We start from the raw sequence: 23,796 nt of genomic DNA on the forward strand, positions 1-23,796 counted from the left end.
TGGCGTCATGGCGCATTGGCCTTTTTCTGATTCTTCTGTACCGCGCTGACGGTTTCCGGCGGCGTATCAATCTCGATACTATGCTCATGCGGAGCCAAATTCTGCAAATGCAGGAGGCGCGGCGACATGGCCTGCATGAAGGCCTCGGAGCGGCCGATATAGATCAGGGTCGCATCGGGTAATTCGGCCAGCAAGGCACAGGCCTTGGCCTGAACTTCGGCCTCCAGCCCTTCCAGGGCATCGTCCAGGATGACCCATTTCGGCTTTGCCAGCAGCAGATGCGCAAAACCGATGGCTTTTTGCTCTTCGGTATCCAGCAATCGATCCCAGCGGGCTTGCGTGTCGAGGCGACTCTTGAGGCGACCGAGCCCCACCGTGTCCATGACGGCATTGACGGCGGCATCGTCATAAGCGTCGCGATCCTCGGGGAAGCAGATCGCCTCTCTCAACGTGCCGCTCGGAACGTAGGGCGTATGCGGCATGAACAGCATATCGTCCATCGGCGGCAAGCTCACCGTGCCGGAGCCGCTGTACCACTGGTGCGCCAGCACCTCGAACAGCAGCCTGCGGTTCACGCCGTGATCGCCGTTGATCATAACATGCTCGCCGGCATGAATGGTGACGGTGCCCTCGGCAACCGAGAAACCGTTCTCCGTGGCCTCGTCATTGGTTTTGGTGGAAACTTCCAGATCGGTCCATACCATCGTGCCCGGCGCCGCCTTGTCGAAGACGAGCGTATGCGGCATCGGCGTCCTGTCGTCCATTTCCGTCAGTGCCTTGCGGAAATCGGTGACGCGCATCAGCGTGGCGCGCCATTCGGCAATCGGGCCGAAATTGGCGACATACCAGCGCAATGCCGAATTGACCTGATTGAAGGCGCCGACAGCCACCATAAGCTGCCCGAAGGTCAGCCCGCCGGAAAAATAGGCGGGTGCGGCAACGAGGATCGGAATAATCAGCACCAGCCAGCCATAACCTGCCGAGACCCAGGTCAGGTTTGTATTGGCGATGGCAAGCTGGCGGATGACGCCAAGGACCGCGGAGATATCGAGATTGATCCGCCGCCGCTCGTTCTCTTCGCCACCAGCAATGGTGATCGCCGCCATATGCTCGTTGGCATGCATGAGCGCAAAGCGCAGCTCGGCTTCCTTCGAATAGCGGTCCGCATTCAATCGCACCAGCCGGCGGCCGACGAACTGGCTGAGGAACGAGGCCGAGCCGGCATAAAGGATCGCCGCCCAGACCATATAGCCGGGGATCGCAAAGCTCGCGCCGTTGACCTTGAACACCATGCCGCTGGACAGTTCCCAGAGCACACCGATGAAGCTCAGCAGCAGTATCGTCGCCTGCACCAGGCCGATGGCAAGCCCCGTCGTGCTTTCGGCGAGATTGCGGGCATCTTCATGCAGGCGCTGATCTGGATTGACGCCGATCAGCCCGGACGAGGCGAGCCGAAGCGCGCGCTTGGCCTGTAGCCACTGATTGACCAGATCCCGCGCCAGACCCTCGCGCATATAGAGCGCGGTCATCTGGCTGAGCCAGGCTTGGATGACATTGAGGAACAGAAGCGAGCCGGCGATGATGCTGAAGACGCCGAGCTGATGGAAGAAGGCGGCGATATCGCGCCTTGCTAGCGAATCGTAAAAGGGCGCATTCCAGCTGTTGAGCAGCACCTGAACATAGGCCGTAACCAGGATGATCACGAAGAGCGCGACGGTAAGCGAAATGATCTTGATGCGGACGGGCGAATTCCAGAAAGCGGAAAACATCATCCTCAGTCGAAAGAAGATGCTCAAATCGTATCCGACCTGTTCGTTCCCTTGGATATTCGGCTTGGCTTGCATTTCAACTGCCATCAGCACTTCCCTGCGACGCACATCTCGTCAGTTAACCATGACCCGCCCCCATGTCCATCCTTGCAATAGATCAGTGCGATCACGTTCGTATATACACGGTTTCGCGCCTTGAACCGAATTAGGTCAGCAATTAGCTTGCCCTTGAGAAATTGAGAAAGCCGTCCGATGCAATTTCAGGGAACTGCGGACTACATCGCCGACAAGGACCTGATGGTCGCCGTCAATGCCGCCATTCAGCTTGAACGCCCTCTCCTCGTCAAGGGCGAACCGGGGACGGGCAAGACCGAGCTCGCCCGGCAGGTGGCCACGGCCCTCGGGCTCGATCTCATCGAGTGGAACGTCAAATCGACGACGAAAGCCCAGCAGGGCCTCTACGAATATGATGCCGTTTCACGCCTGCGCGACAGCCAGCTCGGTGACATCAGAGTTCACGATATCAGCAACTATATCCGCCGGGGCAAGCTCTGGCAGGCCTTCACCTCGCAGCAAAAATGCGTGCTGCTGATCGACGAGATCGACAAGGCCGATATCGAGTTCCCGAACGACCTGCTGCAGGAACTCGACCGCATGGAATTCCATGTCTACGAGACGAACGAGACCATCCGGGCCGCTATCCGCCCGATCGTCATCATCACCTCGAACAACGAGAAGGAACTGCCGGACGCCTTCCTGCGCCGCTGCTTCTTCCACTATATACGTTTTCCCGACATGGAGACGCTGACCCGCATCGTCGAGGTGCACTACCCCGGCATCAAGCAGGCGCTCGTCCGCGCGGCGCTGACACAATTCTTCGATATCCGCGACGTGCCGGGCCTGAAGAAGAAGCCATCCACCTCCGAAGCCCTCGATTGGATCCGCCTGCTCGTTGCCGATGATGTCGATCCGGCCACCCTGCGTGTCGATGCGAAAAGCGTACTGCCGAAGCTGCATGGGGCGTTGCTGAAGAATGAGCAGGATGTGCACCTCTTCGAACGGCTGGCCTTCATGGCGCGAGGGCAGCAGAAACAATGACCCTCGCCGTGCTTTCCGCCCAAAAAATTGCGGAAACCTTCTCCAACAGACAACGGGGTCTATCAGCCGCCCCCGTGCTTCGAGGCTCCGGAGTTCAGGCCTACGCGTGTCTGGGTTTGGAGTTGCCCCATTGACCCGCAGAGACAGCAGGTTTATGCATTTCTCCTTGTGGTGATTTGGCCGGCCGGCTTGCAGCCACGTTAAATAAGTCGCTAAAGGGCCGCGTGCGGACCGGTAGCGATTCATGATCGCGGCCGGTTTTTTTGTATTTGGTCGAGTGAAAACAATGCCCATCAAGATTCCCGATACGCTGCCCGCCTTTGAAACCCTCCAGAACGAGGGCGTGCGGGTGATGACCGAAACGGTGGCGTTCCGTCAGGATATCCGCCCCCTTCAGATCGGGCTTCTCAACCTCATGCCGAACAAGATCAAGACCGAGGTCCAGATGGCGCGCCTGGTCGGCGCATCGCCGCTGCAGGTGGAGTTTTCGCTGGTGCGCATCGGCGCGCATAAGGCCAAGAACACCTCCGAAGAGCATCTCCTCGCCTTCTATGAGACCTGGGAAGAGGTGAAGCACCGCAAGTTCGACGGCTTCATCATAACAGGCGCGCCGATCGAGCTGCTCGAATACGAAGATGTCACCTACTGGGAGGAGATGCAGCAGATCTTCGACTGGACGGCCACCAACGTCCATTCGACGCTAAATGTCTGCTGGGGCGCGATGGCGGCCGTCTACCACTTCCATAAGGTGCCGAAATACACGCTGACAGAGAAGGCGTTCGGTGTCTATCGCCACCAGAACCTGAAGCCCTCTTCGGTCTACCTCAATGGCTTTTCCGACGATTTCGCCATTCCAGTCTCGCGCTGGACTGAGGTGAAGCGCGCCGACATCGAAAAAGTGCCGGGGCTGCAGATCCTGATGGATTCGAGCGAGATGGGCGTCTGCCTCGTGCACGAACAGGCCTGCAACCGGCTCTACATGTTCAATCACGTGGAGTACGATTCCACCTCGCTGGCGGACGAGTATTTCCGCGATGTGAATGCCGGCGTGCCGATCAAGATGCCGCACAATTACTTCCCGCATAACGATCCGGAGATTGCCCCGCAGAACCGGTGGCGAAGCCACGCGCATTTGTTCTTCGGCAACTGGATCAACGAGATCTACCAGACAACGCCCTATGATCTGGAGGAGATCGGCCAGGAAAGGACCTGAGGCTTGTTCATTCCCTTCTTCCTGAAACTGAAGGAAGCGAAGGTTCCGGTAACGCTCCGGGAGTTCCTATCGCTGCTCGAGGGGATGGAAGAAGGGATTGCCGATTATGACGTCGAGGCCTTCTACTATCTCGCCCGCGCGGCGCTGATCAAGGACGAGCGCTTCATTGATCGCTTCGACCAGATCTTCGCCGATTATTTCCGCGGAGTCGAAGCTATCGGCGGCAATGCCGATGGAGAAGCGGTGGAGCCGACCGCCATTCCCGACGAATGGCTGCGCAAGCTCGCCGAGCGGCATCTGACCGAAGAAGAGCGAAAGCAGATCGAGGCGCTCGGCGGCTTCGACAAGCTGATGGAGACACTGCGTGAGCGGCTCGCCGAACAGAAGGGCCGGCATCAGGGCGGCTCGAAATGGATCGGCACGGCCGGAACCTCGCCCTTCGGCGCTTATGGCTATAACCCGGAAGGCGTGCGCATCGGCCAGGAAACTTCGCGCCATCGCCGTGCGGTCAAGGTCTGGGATCGGCGCGACTTCAAGAATCTCGACGACCGCGTCGAGCTCGGCACCCGCAACATCAAGGTGGCGTTGAAGCGCCTGCGCCGCTGGGTGCGCGAAGGGGCAGCCGAAGAGCTTGACCTATCCGGCACTATCCGCGCCACCGCCGAACATGGCTATCTCGACGTCCAGACGCGGCCGGAACGCCGCAACGCCGTCAAACTTCTCATGTTCTTCGATGTCGGCGGCTCGATGGACGACCATGTCCGCATCGTGGAGGAACTCTTCTCTGCCGCCCGCGCGGAGTTCCGCCACATGGAATATTTCTACTTCCACAACTGCCTTTACGAGGGCGTTTGGAAGGACAATCGCCGGCGGCGGGTCGATATCACGCCAACGACGGACCTGATCCGCACCTTCGGCCCCGATTACCGCGTCGTCTTCGTCGGCGACGCCTCCATGAGCCCCTACGAGATCACTCAGGCCGGCGGCTCGGTGGAGCATTGGAACAAGGAGGCGGGCGAGACCTGGCTCGGCCGCGTGACCGGCCATTTCCGCAAATGCATCTGGATCAACCCCGTGCCGGAAAACTATTGGGGCTATACGACCTCCATCTCCATCATCCGCCGCCTGATGACCGACCGCATGTATCCGCTGACGCTCGGCGGGCTGGAAAAGGCGACAATGGAATTGTCGCGCTAAGCCCTAGCTGTCTGCACCCTTAGCCCCTCACCCCAACCCTCTTCTCACTGGCAGCAGGCAGTCCCATATGAGGCACGTCGGCGCCGTATGTTCCTTCTCCTCTCGGGGAGAAGGAATGCGCGCCAACGACCTCATTTCACATGCGGTTACCCCGCCCCTATAAGGAAGGCCGTCAGCGAAACTGGCCGCTCTGTCATAGGCATTGCACACTTCCGGCGCAGCGTAGCGCTCGAAAGCCAGACCGAGCCTTGATCCCCTTCCGCCCGCCCCTAAATTTCGCCATCGAACCGGTTGCGGAACGGCGCGATTGGGGGCAGGGTCTGGCCTCGCATTTCGATAGGGAGTGGATGAGCTGATATGACGGAAAGCAATTTGCAGCGGGAACATTTTGGGACGACGGCCGATGGGGATACCGTCTATCGCGTCAAGATCGTTGGCGGCGGCCTGACGGCACATATCATGTCCTGGGGGGCGGTCATCCAGGATCTGCGCCTCGACGGCCATGAGTCTTCGCTCCTGCTCGGTTTCGACGATTTTGCCGATTATCCCGCCCATTCCTCCTATTTCGGCGCCACGCCCGGACGCTGCGCCAACCGCATCGGAGCCGGCCGCTTCACGCTGGACGGCAAACAATACCAGCTCGAGCTCAATGAAAAGGGCGTCAACCACCTGCACGGCGGCAAAGACAATATCGCCAAGCGCAATTGGACCATCGTCGAGCACGACACCGACCGCGTCGTCCTGAAGATCGTCGATCCAGACGGGCGCGCCGGCTATCCCGGCAATTGCACCATCCACGCGACCTATCGGGTGCATGGCAATGGTGAACTCTCGGTGACCTACGAATCGACCACCGACCGGCCGACGCTCGCCAATGTCTGTCAGCATGCCTATTTCAACCTCGACGGCCGTGACGATGCGCTCGGCCATGACATCATGATCGCCGCCGATCACTACACGCCAACCGACGACAAGCAGATTCCGACAGGCGAAATCCGCTCCGTCGAAGGCACGGTCTTCGATTTCCGCGAGATGGCGCCGATGAGGCGCTTCGAGGGAAGCGAGCAGGCGCTCTACGATCACAATTTCTGCCTGTCGAGCGAACGCACCGCCAAACGCTCCGTCGTGCTTGCCCGCAGCGTCAACTCCGGCGTCTCGCTCGAGGTGCGCACCACCGAGCCCGGCGTGCAGTTCTATGCCGGCTTTAAGCTCGACGTACCGGTTCCCGGCCATGACGGCCGCAAGATCGGCCCATTCGCCGGCTTCTGCCTGGAAACGCAGGTCTGGCCCGATGCCATCAACCACGAAGGCTTCCCCAATGCCGTGCTCCGCCCAGGCGAGGTATTGCGGCAGGAAACGGATTATATCTTCACCAAGAACTGAGCAGGACATGCTCTGCTCAGTTGAAAATCGGCCGGGCGTCCAAAGCGCCCGGCCGATTCTTTTTTGCGCTGCGACCAGATTCACCTTGTGAATTGGTTCTAAATAGGTTCTAAATATACACCATGGATAGAACCAGTTTGATCGCCGAATTGAACAATCGCGGCCTCAGCAACGGAACCGGCAGCGGGCCGCTTTATAAGCGCCTGGCGCAGGCGCTGACCGGTCTCATCCAAGAAGGGCTGCTGAAACCAGGCACGGCGCTGCCGGGAGAGCGCGATCTTGCTGGTGCCCTGCAGATCGGCCGCGTCACGGTGCGAACAGCCTATCGCGACCTGCTCACCTCGGGCGTCATCGAATCGCGCCATGGCAGCGGCACCTTCGTTTCGCAGCATGTCGAGCGTATCGAGCAGCCGCTCTGGCGCCTCTCCTCCTTTTCGGCCGACATGCGCTCGCGTGGTCGCGAGCCGGCGGCGCGCATCCTCCAGCGCACGGTCAGCGCGCCGGCTCCGGAAGAATCCTTCCTGCTCGGCCTCGGCCTCGACGAGCCCGTGCTGCGGCTCGACCGACTGCGGCTGGCCGACGGCCAGCCGCTTGCCATCGAGCGCGCCGTCGTGCCCATCAAATTCCTTGGCGAGGAAGCCATATCCGAAGGATCGCTCTATGATGCGCTGTCCGCCAGGGGCTTCAGGCCCGTGCGCGCCCAGCAAAGGCTGACCGCCGTGACGCTCGACCCCACCTCCGCATCGATCCTGACCGTCAAGGCCGGGGCGCCCGCGCTGCTGATCGAACGCGTCTCGCGCCTCGCGGACCAGCGCGTCGTTGAATACACACGTTCGCACTATCGCGGCGATGCCTATGATTTTGTTGCTGAATTGAGAATTGGAGATGACCAATGAGCGAGACCCAATCCCTGATGTTGACGGAAGCCGGACAATCGCCGGAGGTTGTCGCAACCCTGCTTGAGAAGGAAAAGCCCGCCTTTGCCGAGATCGCGAAGCTCTTCGCCTCCGGACCCCCCTCGCTGATCACGACCGCGGCGCGCGGCTCTTCCGACCATGCCGCGACCTTCTTCAAATACCTCTTCGAAATTTCCTGCGGCATTCCGGTCGCCTCCGTCGGCCCGTCGATCGCCTCGGTCTATGGTGCACCGCTTCACCTGAAGGGAGGCGTCCACTTCACGGTATCCCAGTCCGGCGGCAGCCCGGATATCATCGCGCTGCAGGCCGCGGCCAAGAAGGGCGGCGCAACCACGATCGCCGTCGTCAACGTCACCGACAGCCCGCTCGCCAAGGAAGCCGACATCGTGCTCGGCCTCAACGCCGGACCGGAAAAGAGCGTTGCGGCGACGAAATCCTTCATCGCCTCCGTTGCCGCGCTCGCGGGCGTCACCGCAACGATTTCGCAGGACAAGACGCTGTCTGCTGGTCTCGCGAAGCTGCCGGAAGCCCTTGCGGCGACATCAGGCATCGACGGCAAAGCCGCCGAGGACGTGCTTTTCAATGCCTCCTCGCTCTATACCGGCGGGCGCGGTCCTGCCTTCGCCATTGCGCTGGAGGCAGCGTTGAAGGCCAAGGAAACCGCCGGCCTGCATGCGGAGGCCTTCTCGCTGGCCGAACTCATGCATGGCCCGATGCGCCTCGTGCAGCCGGGCTTCCCGATCGTCGCCTTCTCGCCCGACGATGCCGCCTTTGCCAACAATGCGCAGGCGCTGGAGCGCTTGCAGAAGCTCGGCGCAACCGCCGTCTCCTTCTCGACCGCGCCGCTCGCCGGCATCAACCTGCGCATGCCGAGCACCGGCAACGGCCTGCTCGATCCGCTGGTGTCGCTGCTGTGCTATTATCGTCTCATCGAGTCGGTCACGCGGCGGAAGGGCTTCGACCCTGACAAGCCGGCTAATCTTCTCAAGGTAACGGAGACCATGTGATGGACTACAAGGTCTTTACCGGCGCCCGCATCTTCGATGGCGACCGCTTTCATGAAGACAGTGCGCTTGTCATCGGCAATGGCCGCATCCATGCCATCACCGGTGTCAACGATGTGCCCGATAATGCCGCAATGATCCAGCTGAAGGGCGGCGTTCTCTCTCCGGGCTTCATCGATGCGCAGGTGAACGGCGGCGGCGGCCGCATGCTGAACGACGCGCCATCGCCCGAATCCATGTATATGATTGCCGCGGGACATCGCCCCTACGGCACGACATCGCTGCTGCCGACCCTCATCACCGATGTGGCAGCCGCGACCACGGCGGCGATCGAAGCGGCCGTTGAAGCCGTGAAGGCCAATCGCGGCGTCGCCGGCCTGCATCTCGAAGGTCCGCATCTGGCGCCGGCCCGCAAGGGCGCGCATCTCGCCGAGCTGATGCGTCCGGTCGAAGACAGCGATGTCCGAACTTTCATCCGTGCCCGCGAGGCGATCGGTACGCTGCTGGTCACGATCGCGGCCGAGCAGGTGACGGAGCGGCAGGTGCAGGCGCTCAGCGAAGGTGGTGTCATCGTCAGTATCGGCCACAGCGATTGCACGGCGGAGGCGGCCAATGCGCGTTTCGATGCCGGTGCGCGCGGCGTCACTCACCTTTTCAATGCCATGAGCCAAATGGGTCATCGTGCCCCCGGCCTCGTCGGCGCGGCGATCGATCATTCCGCCCCCTGGTGCGGCATCATCGCCGATGGCCATCACGTCGAGCCGATCGCGCTTAGAGTCGCGCTGCGCGCCAAGCGCGGCGAAGGCCGGCTGTTCTTCGTCACCGACGCCATGTCGCTCGTCGGCACCGACCTTCCGGGCTTCACGCTGAACGGCCGCACGGTCTATCGCACCAAGGGCGGCTATTGCTCCAAGCTGACGCTCGACGACGGCACGCTTGCCGGCTCCGATGTGGATATGGCGTCCACGATCCGCTATGGCGTCAACATCCTCGAGCTGCCGCTGGCCGAAGCCCTGCGCATGGCGACCTCCTATCCCGCCCGCTTCCTGCGGCTTGCCGATCGCGGCCACCTGACACCAGGAGCCCGGGCCGACCTCGTTCACATCAACGACGGCATCGAAGTCACGGAAACCTGGATCTCCGGTCAGCCTTCGGCCTGACACAGCATACAAGGACGTTCGGCATGAGCGCAGTCACGGACAATTATTTCTCCGCCCTTATCGGACGGCTGCAAACCCTGCGCGAGGTGCTTGCCGAACCCATGTCCAGGGCTTCCGCCGCCATTTGCGCGGCCGCACGCGCTGATCGCCGCGTCTATGTCTTTGGCACCGGCCATTCGCACATGCTAGCGGAAGAGGTGCATTATCGCGCCGGGGGACTTGCCTTCACCATTCCCGTGCTTGTGGGATCCGCCATGCTGCACGAAGGCGCCGTCATCAGCTCTGTCTATGAGCGCACCGAAGGCCTCATCCGCCCGATCTTCGAGCGTTACGGCATGCAGCCGGGCGATGTGCTGATCATCGCATCCAACTCCGGCGTCAACGCGGCACCGCTCGAGGCGGCGGATTATGGCCGCGAAATCGGCGCGACGGTGATCGCCATCACCTCGCTTGCCTACTCGGCGGCCATCGCCAACGGGCGCAGGAAACTTGCCGATATCGCCGACATCGTGCTGGACAACGGCCTGCCGCCGGGCGACGCGATGATCGACCTGCCAGGCACCGGCCTGAAGGTCGGACCGGCATCGACGGCCGTCGGCGCCAGCGTGCTGAACGCCATCTTCGCCGATGTCGCCGCCGAACTCTGCAAGGATGGCGATCCGCCGGTCTACCTCAGCGCCAACATGCCGGGCGCCAAGGAGACCAATCAGCGGCTGGTCAAGAAATACCGGCCGCGCAATCCACATCTCTGAAGTAATGAGCGTCTTTTCGCGTTTAGCTGCGTAGAAGCGGAAACATGGATCGACCGAGCGTTTCACGGGAAACGCGCGGTCGCTCTACTGAGCATTATTGCGCCGCGGCGTCGGTAGCCGAGGACTCCTGCGCAGCCTCCTCCTGCTTGCGCCGCCGGCGCAGGACGACGTAGAAGACCGGCGTCAGAAAAAGGCCGAACAACGTCACGCCGAGCATGCCGGAAAAGACGGCCGTACCGAGCGACTGGCGCATTTCCGCGCCCGGGCCGGTAGCGATCATCAGCGGCACGACACCGAAGATGAAGGCGAAGGCCGTCATCAGGATCGGACGCAGACGCAGATGGCTGGCCTCGATCGCCGCCTCTACCGCGCTTTTTCCCTCGAGCTGCGCCTGCCGGGCAAACTCGACGATCAAAATCGCGTTCTTGGCCGCAAGACCGATCAGCACGATGAGCCCGATCTGTGTCAGGATGTTGTTGTCCATCCCTCGCAGATGCACGCCGATCAACGCCGCCAGAACCGCCAGCGGCACGATGAGGATGATCGCGAGCGGGAGGATCCAGCTTTCATACTGCGCCGACAGCGCCAGGAACACGAAGATGACGGATAGGGCGAAGATATAGATCGCCGTATTGCCGGTATGCTTCTCCTGATAGGCGAGTTCCGTCCATTCGAAAGTCGTGCCCGAAGGTAAGAGGTTCTTCGCCAGCCCCTCCATGATGTCGAGGGCCGAGCCGGTGGAAACCCCCGGCCCCGGATTGCCCTGCAGGGGGACCGAGACATACATGTTATAGCGCTGCACGAGCGTCGGCCCGGTCGTATCTCGGATATCGACCAGCGTGCCGAGCGGCACCAGAGCCCCGGTCGCCGAACGCACCTTCAGCGCCAGAATGTCCTCGCGATCCATGCGATATTGCTGATCGGCCTGCGCCCGCACTTGGTAGACGCGGCCGAAGGCGTTGAAGTCGTTGACGTAAGACGTGCCGAGATTGATCGACAGGGTCTCGAAGATATTTGGGATCGGCACATTGAGCGCACGTGCCTTGTCGCGGTCGATCGCCAGGAAATATTGCGGGCTGTTGGCGGAAAACGTCGTGAAGACGCCGCTGACGCCCTTGTTCTGCGCGGCAGCACCCATCATCTGGTAGGCGAGCGGCAGGATGCGGCGCATATCCGGATTTTCTCGGTCCATGATCTGCATCTTGAAGCCGCCGGAATTGCCGACGCCGCGGATCGACGGTGGCGGAATGGCGATGATGAAGGCCTCCTGGATGCCCTGGAGGCTGCCGAAGAGCTGACCGATGATCTTGGTGGCCGAGTCCCCGGTTTTCAACCGCTCCTCGAACGGCTTGAACGGCGTGAAAATCACGCCCGAATTCGAAGCATTGGTGAAGGTCGCGCCATTGAAACCGGCAAAGGCGACGGCATTGGCAATACCTGGCGTCTTGTTAATGATATCGGTCGCCTTCTGGATGACGGCATTGGTGCGCGCGAGCGAGGCCCCGTCAGGCAATTGGACGACGACGATCGCGTAGCCCTGGTCCATTGTGGGAACGAAGCCCTGCGGCACGATCCGGCCCATGTACCATGTGCCGGCGAGCAGCCCGGCAAAAACGAGAAGCGCGCAGGCAAGCGCCGCCCACGTCGTCACCAGATGGCGGACGATCCAGGAATAGCCTCCGCTCATCCGCTCGAAACCCCGGTTGAATCCATCACCCAAACCACGGCCGAATCGCGCGAAGATATTGTTGGATTTCTCGTGACTGTGCGGGCGCAGCACGATCGCGGCGATCGCCGGCGAGAGCGTCAGCGAGTTCAGGCAGGAGATCGCCGTCGCGACCGAAATCGTCACCGCGAACTGCCGGTAGAATTGCCCGGAGATACCGGGAATGAAGGCGGTCGGCACGAAGACGGCGATGAGCACCAGCGAAATTGCCAGAACGGCGGTGCCCACCTCGTTCATCGTCACATGTGACGCCTCCTTCGGCGTCATGCCGAGCGAGAGGTTGCGCTCGACATTCTCGACCACCACGATCGCATCGTCGACGACGATGCCGATCGCGAGCACCAGGCCGAACAGCGTCAGCATGTTCAGCGAAAAGCCGAAGGCAAGCAGGAAAGCGAAGGTGCCGATCAGCGACACGGGGATGGCGACGATCGGGATGATCGCCGTCCGCCACGATTGCAGAAAGACCAGCACGACGATGGCAACGAGAATCGCCGCCTCGAAGATGGTCTTGTAGACCTCGTGGATCGACTCGGCGATGAATTCCGTGGGGTTATAGATGATGCGATATTCGAGCCCCTGCGGGAAATCCTGAGCCAGGCTCTCCATCGTTTTCTGGATATCGGCAGCGGCGGCGAGCGCGTTGGTGCCGGGCCGGGCGAACACGCCGAGCGCGACCGCCGGGCTGCCGTTCAGATAGCTATTGGTGACATAGTCCTGCGCGCCGAGCTCGATACGCGCGACATCCTGCAGCTGCACGAGGCGGCCATTGCCCGTCGCCTTCACGATGACGTAGCGGAATTGCCGCGCATCGGAGAAGCGCCCTTGCGTCGTCACCGTATATTGGAAGGCATTGGTGCCCGAAACCGGCGGCCCACCGATCGCACCGCCCGAGACCTGCACGTTCTGGTCCCGAAGCGCCTGCACGATATCGCCTGCGGTCATGCCGTAGGCGGCAAGCTTTTCCGGATCGAGCCAGATGCGCAGCGAATATTGCCGCTCACCGAACAGCTGCACATCGCCGACCCCGTCCAGTCGGACGAGAATGTCGCGGATGCGCGTGCGTGCGTAGTTGGAAATATAGAGCTGGTCGTAACGGTTGTTCGGCGACAGGAGATGCACGACCATCATCAGGTCCGGCGAACTCTTGACCGTGGTGATGCCGATGCGGCGGACATCGTCGGGCAGACGCGGCTCGGCAATGGCGACGCGGTTCTGCACCAGCACCTGCGCCTTGTCGAGATCGGTGCCGAGCTTGAACGTAATCGTCAGCGACATCGAGCCATCGGCACTGGAATAGGAGGACATATAAAGCATGTCCTCCACGCCGTTGATTTCCTGCTCGATCGGAGTCGCCACCGTATCGGCAATGGTCTGCGCATCGGCGCCGGGATAGGAGGTGCGAATTACGATTGTGGGAGGCGCAACCTCGGGATATTGCGCCACCGGCAGCTGGAAATAGGCGATGCCGCCGACGATCAACAGCACGATGGATAGAACCGATGCGAAAATCGGTCGATCGACGAAGAAATGGGAAAACCTCATTGGTTCGTCCCCTGTACATCGGCCTGGGCCGGCGGCTCGTCATTCGTCGCCTGCTGCGGCAGTTCGATCAGCTGCGGCGTCACCTTGGCGCCCGGCCGGATGCGCATCAGCCCGTTGACGACGATCGTTTCGTCACCGGTCATGCCGTCACGGATGACGCGATAGCCATAGAGCTTCGGCCCGAGGCGCACCGGCTTCGGCGTGATATTGCCGGCGGTATCGGCGACATAGACGACGCGCTGGTTCTGGTCCGAGCCGATAGCTTCGTCTGGCACCAGGATCGCCTTATAACTGTTCGAGCCTCGCACCTGAACGCGTCCGAACAGGCCGGGCTGCAGGGTGAGATCGGGATTCGGGAAGCGGGCGCGGACGCGGATCGTGCCCGTCTCGTTGTCGACGCGGTTTTCGGCGAAGTCGAGCTTGCCCTTGAATGGCTTCTGCCGCTGATCGGCAATCGTCACGGTCACGTCGAGCCCGCCGCCGCCCTGCTGCAAGGCGCTGCCGTTCTTGCGGGCCTCATCGGCATAGGAAAGCAGCCGGCGCTCATCGACGTCGAAGTAGAAATCGATGGGATCGAGCGAGACGATGGTGGTCAGCACGGTCTGATCGGCCTGCACGAGGTTGCCGACCGAAATCAGCCGACGGTCAATCCGACCGCTGAGCGGCGCAGTGATCTTGGTGAAATCCATGTCGAGATTAGCGCGATCGACGGCTGCCTGCGCACCACGCACATTCGCCTGCGCGGAAAGGAGGTCGCGACGGCGGTCATCCAGGGTCGAGGCCGACTGGCTGCCCGTCGTCGACAGGGATTCCGTCCGCTTGAATTGTGCATCGGCTAGCGTCAGCGACGATTTCGCCACCTCGAGCGAGGCCGTCGATTCGTTCAGCGTTGTGATGAACGGCCGTTGGTCGATGACGAAAAGCAGGTCACCCTGCTTGACCATGGCGCCATCCTTGAAATGCACCTCCTGCAGATAGCCACCCACCCGCGAGCGCACGGAAACTTCATCGACCGCCTGGAAGCGCCCGATGAACTCATCGCTGTCGACAACATCGCGAACGATGGGTTTGGCGACCGTCACCGGCGGGGCCGGCGGCGCACCCTGCGCCAGCGCCTGGGCGCCTGAGAAAACGGCAAGAACACAGCTGAACAAAACGGCACGCGGCAGCATCGGCATGAAGCCCCCCTCGAAAAACCGCATACGGCAAGAGGCGCCGTCATCACGGTAAGCGCTCACGAAATTTGTCTGCAACTTTCCGCGAAGGACCTGCCGCCAGCAGGCGCATTCCAATCAGGTCTCTTCGGACTTCCCCAACATGCGCCTCGGGCCGCTGCGGCCCGAGCATTATCCAGCCCTCGGGGCCGGCATCACGCGTTAATGTATAAACGGTTTATCGAATTGGACAACAGGGAATGACGCGGACGCGACCAAACGCAACCGTTTGTTTTCATTATATGGAAGGACGCTTATAAGATGCGTCGGCCGAGGCGATCAGCCCTCCAATTCCTCGCGCAGCATTTCGAGTTCGAACCACTCTTCCTCCATGCTGACAAGGCTTTCCCGCAGCTTTTCCATCTCCGCCGCGAGGCGATTGAAGGTTGCAGGATCCTTGGAAAAAAGGTTCGGATCGGCCATTTTCTGCTCACGGGCGGCAATCTCGGCTTCCGCCTTGGCCATCTCCTTCGGCAGGTTTTCCAGCGCAAATTTCTGCTTGTAGGACAGCTTGCCCTTGCCCTTCGAGCCCTCGCCGCCCGACGATGAAGCTTCGGCCGCCTTCGGCTTTTCGGCCCCCTTTTCCGCTCGCCTGCGTTCCTCGATCGCGCCCTTGCGCTGAGCGAGCATGTCGGAATAGCCGCCGGCATATTCGATCCAGCGTCCATCAGGCTCTTCCGGGTTGGCGGGCGCGATCGTCGAGGTCACGGTGCGATCGAGGAAATCGCGGTCATGGCTGACGAGGATGACGGTACCGGAAAAACCGGAAACGATTTCCTGCAGCAGATCGAGCGTCTCGATGTCGAGGTCGTTGGTGGGTTCGTCGAGGATCAGGAGATTGGTCGGCCGCGATAGGATGCGCGCCAGCATCAGCCGGGCCCGTTCGCCGCCGGAGAGATTCCTGATCGGTGTGCGCGCCTGCTCCGGCTGGAACAGGAATTCCTTCATGTAGCCGGTCACATGCCGCTGCTCACCATTGACAAGCAGGTTCTCGCCGCGACCGTCGGTCAGATAGTTGGCGAGCGTATCTTCCGGATTAAGCTCCTCGCGCTTCTGATCGAGTGTCGCGATTTCCAGATTGGTGCCGAGCTTCACCGTGCCGCTATCCGGCTCGAGCTGACCCGTCAGCATCTTCAGAAGTGTCGTCTTGCCGGCGCCGTTCGGGCCGACGAGACCGATGCAATCGCCGCGATGCACGCGGATCGAAAACGGCGCGACGATAGCCCTGTCACCATAGGTCTTGGTGATCTTGTCCGCCTCGATCACCAGCTTGCCGCTCTCCTGCGCATCAGACGCGGCGGCCTGCACGGTGCCCAGAGCGCCTTTATGGCCGCGATAGCGGGAACGCATGTCGTGCAGCTCGCCAAGACGACGCATGTTGCGCTTGCGCCGCGCCGTCACGCCGTAGCGCAGCCAGTGCTCCTCGCGCTCGATCTGCTTGCCGAGCTTGTGCTGCTCCAGCTCCTCGGCCTCGAGCACCTGATCGCGCCAGGCTTCGAAATGGGCAAATCCCCTGTCTAGACGGCGTGAGGTGCCGCGATCGAGCCAAACGGTCGCGGTCGAAACCTTTTCGAGGAAACGGCGGTCGTGCGAGATCAGCACGAGCGCGCTGCGGCTCTTCTGTAACTCGCCTTCCAGCCATTCGATGGTCGGCAGGTCCAGGTGGTTCGTCGGCTCGTCGAGCAGCAGAATATCCGGTTCCGGCGCCAGAACGCGCGCAAGAGCCGCGCGGCGGGCCTCGCCGCCCGAGAGATTGTTCGGGTCCTCCTCGCCGGTCAGGCCGAGATGCGAGAGGAGATAGGTGACGCGATAGGGGTCATCGCCAGGTCCGAGGCCGGCCTCGGCATAGGCGGCAACCGTCTTGTAACCGACGAAATCCGGAGCCTGTTCGAGATAGCGCACGGTCGAAGACGGATGGCGGAACACTTCGCCCGACTGCGCCTCGACAAGGCCGGCCGCGATCTTCAAAAGCGTCGACTTGCCCGAACCGTTGCGGCCGACAAGGCAGATCTTGTCGCCTGACTCCACCTGCAGCGCGGCACCAGCAAGCAATGGCGCGCCGCCAAAGCTCAAAAAGATGTCGTCGAGTTTCAGAATGGGAGGGGCCAAAGTCAGACTCCACTGAGATCATAGGGGCGGGCAAGAACGATCGCCCTGCCGCTGCCAAGCGAAAAGCGCACGTCGCCTTCCGCCACATTGGAAATGGTGCGCGATACGCCGAAGGGCAAATGGAAATCACGCAAGGGATAGCGGGCATTGCCGATGAAAAGGCCCGTCAGGTCGCTAAAACCGAGGACTGAGAACAGCGAGCCGGCCGGGAGCGCCAGCGTGAGGCCGCCTGGCGGCAGCGGCACCGCCTCCTCGTCACCCGATGTCAGCAGGACATCGAAGCCTTTCTCGGCCAAGCGGATGCCATAAAGCAGATGCTGGATGGCATGATCGGAGCGTTCACCGCCCATGGCGCCCGCGAGAATCAGCCTCGTGGCACCGCGATCGATCGCTTCTGAGACGGCAATCTCGCCGTCGGTCGCCGCCTTTGCCGCTGGATAAGGCTGCTTGGGCACATTGGGAAACGCAGCTTGCAAATCGGCCGGCGTGGAATCGAAATCGCCAACCCACAGCTCAGGCTGCACCTGGAGCGCGACCGCATGGCGCATGCCGCCATCAGCTGCGATGAAACGGCTGCCGGAAATGGCGGCGCGCAACCGCTCCGTCAGGCGAAGCTCGCCGCCGAGCAGGATGGTGAAGGTGGTGGACTGGCTCATGAGGCATGCCCATAGCGCAAACTCATATCCCTAGGGAAGAGCGCCATGGGTAAGAACGGCAGCAACGACGGTTCAGTCGTCCGTTTCCTTGAGGCGCGCCTGGAAAACCTGCTCGTAACCACTGACGTAGCGATCGAACAGCAGCGAGAAACTCTCGATCTCCTCCGGCGTCCAGTCGGCGAAGATGCTGCCGATGACGGAATATTTCTGTGCCTGGATCTCCGACAGCAGTCTTTGCCCGAGCGCGGTCAATATCACGACAATGCGCCGCGCATCCGCCTGCGATGCCTTGCGTCGCAACACGCCGCGCGTCACCATGTCGGCAACGATGCGGCTCGCCCGCGAGGGATCGATGCGCAGCATCTCGGCGATCGTGCCGACGGTGACTTCGCCCGTCGCCTCCGCCCGCCGCACGACATCGAGCACGTCGAGATGCGAAAGCTCGAGCCCCGGCGCAACACTCTGGATGGCAAGCCTGCCGATCATGCGGCGTCCCGTCAGGAGACGCATGCGCGTCATGGCATGGCCGATGCGCAGGAGATTCTCGTCATCGGTCAGGGCCTGGGCTTCAACTTCACGTGTATTCGTCGCAGATGTCATCTTTCCACCATACCAGAGGCGGAAAAGAAATAAAACATGCAAACAGCATTCACCTGTCGTTGACATTTATATGCTAATGGCACATATGTATCAAGTATGAAAACCGGGGCGTCCCGCGCATTCGATCGACCGCGCAGCGTTTCGGGCAAGCTCGGATTTTTTACCCCATGGACATGCAGACAACGTTCGCGCCGCTCGTGGCGGATCATAAACGGCGGCTTATACTCTTCCTGTTTCTGATGACTGCCATGTTCATGGCCACGCTCGACAACCAGATCGTCTCGACGGCGCTTCCGACGATCGTCGGCGAGTTCGGGCATCTGGAACGCTTCGGCTGGATCGGATCGGCCTATCTTCTCTCGCTCTCCGCCGTCATGCCCGTTTACGGCAAGCTCGGTGATCTCTTCGGCCGCAAATATGTGATGATGATGGCGATCGCGATCTTCACGATCGGCTCCGCCGTCTGCGGCCTTGCCGTTTCGATGAATACGCTGATTGCCGCCCGCGTCCTTCAGGGGCTGGGAGGCGGCGGCATCCTCGTGTCGATCTTCGCCGTCAATGCCGACCTGTTCGAGCCGCGGGAACGCGCCCGCTATCAGAGCTATTCGAGCCTCGTGCTGATGGCCTCCGGCGCCATCGGCCCCGTTCTCGGCGGCACGATGAGCGACCTCTTCGGCTGGCGCTCCATCTTTCTCGTCAACGTGCCGATCGGCTTTGTCGTGCTGGCGGGTCTCGCCACCATGCTCCCCTATCGCAAGCCGCCCCGCCGCCCGAAGATCGATTATGCCGGCGCAATCGTTCTTGCGCTGACGACGACGAGCATCGTGCTTGCCGCCGACGGCACCGAACTCTTCGGATCACTGCTGTCGCCACAGTGCCTCGGCATCATCGCCTTCGGCATGATCTGCGCCATCGCCTGGGTCTTCATCGAGCGCCGCGCTCCTGAGCCGATCGTGCCGATGACGCTGTTCCGCAATCCGACATTCGGCCTCCTGCTGATCATTTCGATCACCAGCGGCGCCGTTGCCATCGGGATGGTCAATTATTTCGCGCTCTTCCTGCAGACGACGACAGGCCTTTCGCCCTCGATGGCCGGCCTGCTGTTCATTCTCCTGACTGGCGGTATCGTCTGCGGCTCGCTATCGGCCGGCAGGCTGATCGCGGCCAGAGGCCGCTACAAGCCCTTTGCCATCGCAAGTGCTGCCTGCAGCGCCATCGCATTTGGCTCGTTCGCCTTCCTGCCTGCCGGCACGCCCATCGTCTTCATCGGCGGCCTGATGCTGCTGCACGGCATCGGCATCGGTCTTGCGCAGCAGGTGCCCGTCATCGGCGTGCAGAACGCAGCCGCTGCCCGTGACGTCGGCGCTGCAACCGGCGCCGTCACGCTCTCGCGCATGGGCGGCGCCTCGATCGCCATTTCCATCTACGGCGCCATCATCGCCGCCAAGCTCGGCAATGTCGGCATCTCCATCGCGGGCGTATCCGACATCGAGCAGCTGACGCCGAAAATGATGGCCGCATTGCCCGAGGCGACCCGCGAGGCCGTCGCCACCGCCTATGCAAGCGCCTTCAGCCCGCTGTTCTTGACGGCTGCCGGCATCTGCCTCATCGGCCTTCTGACCTCACTGTCGTTGAGAAACGTGCAGCTTCCGGGCGCCGTGAAGAAAATCGAAAGCCCGACGGCGGCCGCTCACGCGGCCGAGTAAGATCGCCCGCCTGCAATCGACAAGGGAATCATTTTCCTTGTCATCCCTTCGTCGCAAGGCTAAATCTGCCGACGCTCTAACGGGGTGCCTTATGTCCTTCCGGACATCCGGCTGAGAGGCTTTTACCGGGCCAACCCGCGGAACCTGATCCGGCTAACACCGGCGGAGGGATTAGACGCGTGACGAAATCATGGCGCCCTTTCCCCTTCAAGACGAAACCTAAAGCATGATGCCGAAAAGTGTAAACGGCTTTCGGGCAACATCATGCTCTAATTATTTGATTTTAGAGCGGATTCAGATTTTAGGTCCATAGACCTAAAATCATCCGGCTCCAGGAGGAGGCGCTGTCATGCAACACCGTTCGCTATTGTCATTCTTCACCGGCCTGGCCCTTGCCGCCGGAACAAGCTTTTTCGCCGCACAGCCTGCTGCAGCGGCCGACAAAGCTCTGACCATCTACACCTATGAGAGCTTCACCGCCGATTGGGGGCCGGGCGCCAAGGTCAAGGCCGCCTTCGAAAAGACCTGCGGCTGCACGGTCAACTATGTTAGCGTCACAGATGGCGTCGCGCTTCTGTCGCGCCTGAAGCTGGAAGGCGCGGGCACCAAGGCCGATGTCGTTCTCGGCCTCGACACCAATCTCGTCGACGAAGCCAAGGACACCGGCCTTTTCGATGCAAGCGGCGTTGACACTTCCGCGCTTAAGGTCCCCGGCGATTTCAAGGATGACGTCTTCGTGCCCTACGACTACGGCCATTTCGCCGTGATCTACGACAGCCAGACGGTCAAGAATCCCCCGAAGAGCATGAAGGATCTCGTCGAGGGCGATCCCGCGCAGAAGATCGTTATCGAAGACCCGCGCACCTCGACGCCGGGCCTCGGGCTTCTGCTCTGGGTGAAGTCGATCTATGGCGACAAGGCGGCCGATGCCTGGACGAAGCTCAAGGGCCGCATCCTGACGGTCACCCCCGGCTGGTCGGAAGCCTATGACCTCTTCACCAAGGGCGAGGCACCGCTGGTGCTCTCCTATACGACGTCACCGGCCTATCACATGATCGAGGACAAGACCGATCGTTATCAGGCGGCCGCCTTCTCGGAAGGACACTATATCCAGATCGAGGTCGCCGGCCTCATCAAATCCTCGCCGAACAAGGACCTTGCCCGCGACTTCCTGAAGTTCATGATCTCCCCCAGCTTCCAGGACATCATCCCGACAAGCAACTGGATGATGCCGGTCTCGGCCACCTCCGAGCCGCTGCCGGATGCCTTCAGCAAACTCGTCGTGCCGTCGAAGACCTTCCTGATGAGCCCGTCCGACGTCGACAAGAACCGCAAGGCCTGGATCGACGAATGGCTGGCCGCCACCAGCGGCAATTGACGCGCTGATCATGCTCGCGGCACCCGAACGAAGACGCGCCATTTCCGGCGGGGCGCTTAGCCTCGCCGGCATCGTGCTCTTCGTCGGGGTCGCCGTTTTTGCCCTCTTGGCCGCCAGCATCGAATCCGGCGGCGACACCACGCTGACCGATCCCTATCTGCTGCGCGTCCTGCGCTTCACGCTGCTGCAGGCGGTGCTCTCGACGCTTCTCTCCGTGGTGCTCGCCCTACCGGTCGCCCGGGCGTTGGCGCGCCAGCCGCATTTTCCCGGCCGGTTGTGGCTGCTCCGGCTGATGGCGGTTCCGATGGGATTGCCGGTGCTGATTGGCGCGCTCGGCCTGCTCGGCATCTGGGGCCGGCAAGGGCTCATCAATCAGGCGCTTACTACGCTTGGCCTATCGCAACCCGTCAGCATCTATGGTCTCGCCGGCATCCTGCTGGCCCATGTCTTCTTCAACATGCCGCTCGCCTGCCGGCTGATGCTGGCCGGGCTGGAGCGCGTACCGGCGGAATACTGGCTTGTCGCCGGCGGGCTCGGCATGCGGCCCGCCTCGGTCTTTCGCTTCATCGAATGGCCTGTCCTGCGCGGCCTCATCCCCGGCATTGCCGGCCTGATCTTCATGCTCTGCGCCACCAGCTTCACGCTCGTCCTGATTCTCGGCGGCGGACCGGCCGCGACGACGCTGGAAGTGGCGATCTATCAGGCGCTGCGCTTCGATTTCGACCCCGGCCGCGCCGTAATGCTGTCGCTGCTTCAGATCGCCGTCACTCTCCTCGTCCTTAGCGCCATGACGCTGTTTCGCGCGCCAGACGATCACGGGCTGACCAGCGGCCGCGCGCTCCACCGCATCGATGGGCAAAGGACAGCCGCACGGTGGACCGACGCCGGCGTGCTGTCGGCCGCCACGCTCTTTCTCGGTCTGCCGCTCGCTTCCGTCGTCGTGACCGGCTTTGAGGCGAATCTTCTGAAACTCGCCGGCCAGCCGATCTTTTTGCAAGCGGCCGTCACGAGCCTGGCAATCGCGCTCTCCGCCGGCCTTCTGGCGGTCTTGTTATCCTTTGCCATCATCCGCGCCCGATCGGCGATATCGGTCGATCGCCGCAAGACCGTCAGCCTGCGCGGCCTGGCGCTCGCCTTGAGTGCAAGCTCGTCCCTTATTCTGCTGATCCCGCCGATCGTGCTGGCAACGGGCTGGTTTCTGGCGCTGAGACCATTGGGTGATCCCAGCCGCTTTGCCGCCATCCTCATCGTTGTTATCAATGCGCTGATGGCGTTGCCCTTCGTCATCCGCGTCATCGAACCGGCCTATGCAGTCCATCGCCGCCGCACCGAACGGCTGGCCGCAAGCCTCGGCCTTTACGGCATCGCCCGTCTTCGCCTGATCGATTGGCCGGGTCTGCGCAAGCCGCTCTTCACCGCGCTCTCCTTCGCCATGGCGTTGTCGCTCGGCGACCTCGGCGCGGTGGCGCTCTTCGGCTCGGACAGCCTGATGACCCTGCCATGGCTGGTCTACAGCAAGCTCGGCAGCTACCGCACGAACGACGCCGATGGGTATGCCTTGATCCTCGGCCTGGTCTGTCTTCTTCTGACCATCGCCGGCACGGCGGGCCAAGGCGCGCGCGATTCCGAAAGCAAGAGAAATGACTGACGGCAACGACATGAAGCAACAGGGTATCGCCATGGCCGGAGTCGAGCTGCGCCTCGGCACGCATGACTTTCGCTTTGACTGCGCATTGCCGCAGGGCAGGATCGTCGCCATTGCCGGACCGTCGGGGTCTGGCAAGTCGACCTTTCTCAATTTGTTGGCCGGCTTCGAACAGCCCGATCGCGGCCGCGTGCTGCTGGCGGGGCAGGATGTGACCGGCCTCCACCCTGCGGAACGGCCCGTGTCGCTGGTCTTCCAGGACAACAACCTCTTTGCCCATCTCGATCTCTTCACCAATGTCGGTCTCGGCATCAGCCCATCATTGAAGCTTTCTGCACAGGACCGGCAAAGGGTCTCGGAGGCCTTGGCGCGCGTCGGACTGCCCGGCTTCGAGAAGCGCAGGCCGGGAACGCTCTCCGGCGGCGAACGGCAGCGCGCCGCTTTCGCAAGGGCGCTCGTGCGCGACAAGCCGATCCTGCTGCTGGACGAACCTTTCGCCGCCCTCGATCCCGGCCTGCGCTCCGGCATGGTCGAACTTTTGAAAACCCTGCATCGCGAGAGCGGCAATACGGTGCTGATCGTCTCGCACGACCCGGCCGAGGTGCGGCGTCTTGCCGACCATGCCGTGTTTATCGATGGCGGCACGATCAGGCTTGCCGCCCCCATAAAGACCTTCCTCGAGACAGGCGACATTCCGGCACTGACCACATTTCTGCAGCATTGA

Annotated in this window: 18 protein-coding genes and 2 riboswitches; of the genes, 12 read left to right on the top strand and 6 right to left on the bottom strand. The window is 61.8% G+C overall.

All coding sequences use genetic code 11. From position 1 onward, the window contains the following. Window positions 1-5: 5 nt before the first annotated feature. Window positions 6-1,856, bottom strand: a complete 1,851-nt coding sequence (locus HGP12_RS11170) for an ABC transporter ATP-binding protein/permease (RefSeq protein ID WP_168878771.1) — start codon at window positions 1,854-1,856, stop codon at window positions 6-8. A 165-nt stretch (window positions 1,857-2,021) separates the two neighbouring features. On the opposite strand from HGP12_RS11170, the gene HGP12_RS11175 reads away from it, so the two are divergent. The 8 genes from HGP12_RS11175 to HGP12_RS11210 all read left to right on the top strand — a co-directional run bounded on the left by HGP12_RS11175 (window position 2,022) and on the right by HGP12_RS11210 (window position 10,493). Continuing rightward, on the top strand, window positions 2,022-2,867 hold the full coding sequence (locus HGP12_RS11175) for a MoxR family ATPase (RefSeq protein ID WP_168878772.1): 846 nt from the start codon (window positions 2,022-2,024) through the stop codon (window positions 2,865-2,867). 158 nt (window positions 2,868-3,025) lie between these two features. Continuing rightward, a riboswitch (SAM riboswitch) is annotated at window positions 3,026-3,103 on the top strand. Between the two features lie 50 nt (window positions 3,104-3,153). Continuing rightward, a complete protein-coding gene (gene metA, locus HGP12_RS11180; protein WP_168839748.1) occupies window positions 3,154-4,080 on the top strand; it encodes a homoserine O-succinyltransferase in 927 nt (308 codons plus the stop codon). 3 nt (window positions 4,081-4,083) lie between these two features. Continuing rightward, window positions 4,084-5,277, top strand: coding sequence for a VWA domain-containing protein (locus tag HGP12_RS11185; RefSeq protein WP_168839747.1), 1,194 nt, complete (start codon window positions 4,084-4,086; stop codon window positions 5,275-5,277). A gap of 357 nt (window positions 5,278-5,634) precedes the next feature. Continuing rightward, window positions 5,635-6,660, top strand: coding sequence for an aldose epimerase family protein (locus tag HGP12_RS11190; RefSeq protein ID WP_168839746.1), 1,026 nt, complete (start codon window positions 5,635-5,637; stop codon window positions 6,658-6,660). Window positions 6,661-6,782: 122 nt separating this feature from the next. Further along, a complete protein-coding gene (locus tag HGP12_RS11195; RefSeq protein ID WP_168839744.1) occupies window positions 6,783-7,556 on the top strand; it encodes a GntR family transcriptional regulator in 774 nt (257 codons plus the stop codon). Beyond that, window positions 7,553-8,584, top strand: coding sequence for an SIS domain-containing protein (locus HGP12_RS11200; RefSeq protein ID WP_168878773.1), 1,032 nt, complete (start codon window positions 7,553-7,555; stop codon window positions 8,582-8,584). Before HGP12_RS11195 ends, HGP12_RS11200 begins: the two co-directional genes overlap by 4 nt. Next, window positions 8,584-9,741 (top strand): N-acetylglucosamine-6-phosphate deacetylase, encoded by a 1,158-nt coding sequence (gene nagA / locus HGP12_RS11205; RefSeq protein ID WP_168839742.1) that lies wholly within the window; start codon window positions 8,584-8,586, stop codon window positions 9,739-9,741. Before HGP12_RS11200 ends, nagA begins: the two co-directional genes overlap by 1 nt. 23 nt (window positions 9,742-9,764) lie before the next feature. Then, a complete protein-coding gene (locus HGP12_RS11210) occupies window positions 9,765-10,493 on the top strand; it encodes an SIS domain-containing protein (protein WP_168839741.1) in 729 nt (242 codons plus the stop codon). A gap of 94 nt (window positions 10,494-10,587) precedes the next feature. Here HGP12_RS11210 and HGP12_RS11215 read toward each other — a convergent pair whose 3' ends face one another. From HGP12_RS11215 to HGP12_RS11235, 5 genes are all read right to left on the bottom strand, one after another. Next, window positions 10,588-13,764 (bottom strand): efflux RND transporter permease subunit, encoded by a 3,177-nt coding sequence (locus tag HGP12_RS11215; protein WP_168878774.1) that lies wholly within the window; start codon window positions 13,762-13,764, stop codon window positions 10,588-10,590. Next, window positions 13,761-14,942, bottom strand: coding sequence for an efflux RND transporter periplasmic adaptor subunit (locus HGP12_RS11220; RefSeq protein ID WP_168839739.1), 1,182 nt, complete (start codon window positions 14,940-14,942; stop codon window positions 13,761-13,763). Before HGP12_RS11220 ends, HGP12_RS11215 begins: the two co-directional genes overlap by 4 nt. A 315-nt stretch (window positions 14,943-15,257) precedes the next feature. Next, entirely contained in the window at window positions 15,258-17,087 is a 1,830-nt protein-coding gene (locus HGP12_RS11225; protein WP_168878775.1) for an ABC-F family ATP-binding cassette domain-containing protein, read from the bottom strand. Between the two features lie 2 nt (window positions 17,088-17,089). Further along, window positions 17,090-17,743 carry a thiamine diphosphokinase gene (locus tag HGP12_RS11230; RefSeq protein ID WP_168878776.1) on the bottom strand — a complete coding sequence of 218 codons (654 nt, stop codon included), beginning with the start codon at window positions 17,741-17,743 and terminating at the stop codon, window positions 17,090-17,092. 72 nt (window positions 17,744-17,815) lie between these two features. Beyond that, window positions 17,816-18,343 (bottom strand): MarR family winged helix-turn-helix transcriptional regulator, encoded by a 528-nt coding sequence (locus tag HGP12_RS11235; RefSeq protein ID WP_168839736.1) that lies wholly within the window; start codon window positions 18,341-18,343, stop codon window positions 17,816-17,818. Window positions 18,344-18,510: 167 nt separating this feature from the next. Here HGP12_RS11235 and HGP12_RS11240 point away from each other — a divergent pair, with 167 nt between their 5' ends. The 4 genes from HGP12_RS11240 to HGP12_RS11255 all read left to right on the top strand — a co-directional run bounded on the left by HGP12_RS11240 (window position 18,511) and on the right by HGP12_RS11255 (window position 23,796). Beyond that, complete coding sequence (locus HGP12_RS11240) at window positions 18,511-20,049, top strand: MFS transporter (RefSeq protein ID WP_168878777.1); 1,539 nt, start codon at window positions 18,511-18,513, stop codon at window positions 20,047-20,049. A 70-nt stretch (window positions 20,050-20,119) separates the two neighbouring features. Then, window positions 20,120-20,237: riboswitch (TPP riboswitch) on the top strand. Window positions 20,238-20,398: 161 nt separating this feature from the next. After that, on the top strand, window positions 20,399-21,427 hold the full coding sequence (gene thiB, locus HGP12_RS11245; RefSeq protein WP_168839734.1) for a thiamine ABC transporter substrate binding subunit: 1,029 nt from the start codon (window positions 20,399-20,401) through the stop codon (window positions 21,425-21,427). A gap of 10 nt (window positions 21,428-21,437) precedes the next feature. Continuing rightward, the gene (thiP, locus tag HGP12_RS11250) at window positions 21,438-23,075 is read left to right on the top strand and encodes a thiamine/thiamine pyrophosphate ABC transporter permease ThiP (protein ID WP_205926413.1); all 1,638 of its coding nucleotides are present in this window, start codon (window positions 21,438-21,440) and stop codon (window positions 23,073-23,075) included. Next, window positions 23,068-23,796 carry an ATP-binding cassette domain-containing protein gene (locus HGP12_RS11255; RefSeq protein ID WP_168839733.1) on the top strand — a complete coding sequence of 243 codons (729 nt, stop codon included), beginning with the start codon at window positions 23,068-23,070 and terminating at the stop codon, window positions 23,794-23,796. The genes thiP and HGP12_RS11255 overlap by 8 nt, the downstream gene beginning before the upstream one ends.

This window comes from Rhizobium sp. P28RR-XV (genome assembly GCF_012641385.1).
Lineage (GTDB): Bacteria > Pseudomonadota > Alphaproteobacteria > Rhizobiales > Rhizobiaceae > Rhizobium.

What these genes read in the sequence shown, in the direction of transcription:
- HGP12_RS11190 (WP_168839746.1), top strand. Translation starts at nt 5,635, where the DNA reads ATGACGGAAAGCAATTTGCAGCGGGAACATTTTGGGACGACGGCCGAT.
- HGP12_RS11195 (WP_168839744.1), top strand. Translation starts at nt 6,783, where the DNA reads ATGGATAGAACCAGTTTGATCGCCGAATTGAACAATCGCGGCCTCAGC.
- thiB (WP_168839734.1), top strand. Translation starts at nt 20,399, where the DNA reads ATGCAACACCGTTCGCTATTGTCATTCTTCACCGGCCTGGCCCTTGCC.
- metA (WP_168839748.1), top strand. Translation starts at nt 3,154, where the DNA reads ATGCCCATCAAGATTCCCGATACGCTGCCCGCCTTTGAAACCCTCCAG.
- HGP12_RS11210 (WP_168839741.1), top strand. Translation starts at nt 9,765, where the DNA reads ATGAGCGCAGTCACGGACAATTATTTCTCCGCCCTTATCGGACGGCTG.
- HGP12_RS11215 (WP_168878774.1), bottom strand. Translation starts at nt 13,764, where the DNA reads ATGAGGTTTTCCCATTTCTTCGTCGATCGACCGATTTTCGCATCGGTT.
- HGP12_RS11170 (WP_168878771.1), bottom strand. Translation starts at nt 1,856, where the DNA reads ATGGCAGTTGAAATGCAAGCCAAGCCGAATATCCAAGGGAACGAACAG.
- thiP (WP_205926413.1), top strand. Translation starts at nt 21,438, where the DNA reads ATGCTCGCGGCACCCGAACGAAGACGCGCCATTTCCGGCGGGGCGCTT.
- HGP12_RS11235 (WP_168839736.1), bottom strand. Translation starts at nt 18,343, where the DNA reads ATGACATCTGCGACGAATACACGTGAAGTTGAAGCCCAGGCCCTGACC.
- HGP12_RS11175 (WP_168878772.1), top strand. Translation starts at nt 2,022, where the DNA reads ATGCAATTTCAGGGAACTGCGGACTACATCGCCGACAAGGACCTGATG.
- HGP12_RS11240 (WP_168878777.1), top strand. Translation starts at nt 18,511, where the DNA reads ATGGACATGCAGACAACGTTCGCGCCGCTCGTGGCGGATCATAAACGG.
- HGP12_RS11200 (WP_168878773.1), top strand. Translation starts at nt 7,553, where the DNA reads ATGAGCGAGACCCAATCCCTGATGTTGACGGAAGCCGGACAATCGCCG.
- HGP12_RS11255 (WP_168839733.1), top strand. Translation starts at nt 23,068, where the DNA reads ATGACTGACGGCAACGACATGAAGCAACAGGGTATCGCCATGGCCGGA.
- HGP12_RS11220 (WP_168839739.1), bottom strand. Translation starts at nt 14,942, where the DNA reads ATGCCGATGCTGCCGCGTGCCGTTTTGTTCAGCTGTGTTCTTGCCGTT.
- HGP12_RS11230 (WP_168878776.1), bottom strand. Translation starts at nt 17,743, where the DNA reads ATGAGCCAGTCCACCACCTTCACCATCCTGCTCGGCGGCGAGCTTCGC.
- nagA (WP_168839742.1), top strand. Translation starts at nt 8,584, where the DNA reads ATGGACTACAAGGTCTTTACCGGCGCCCGCATCTTCGATGGCGACCGC.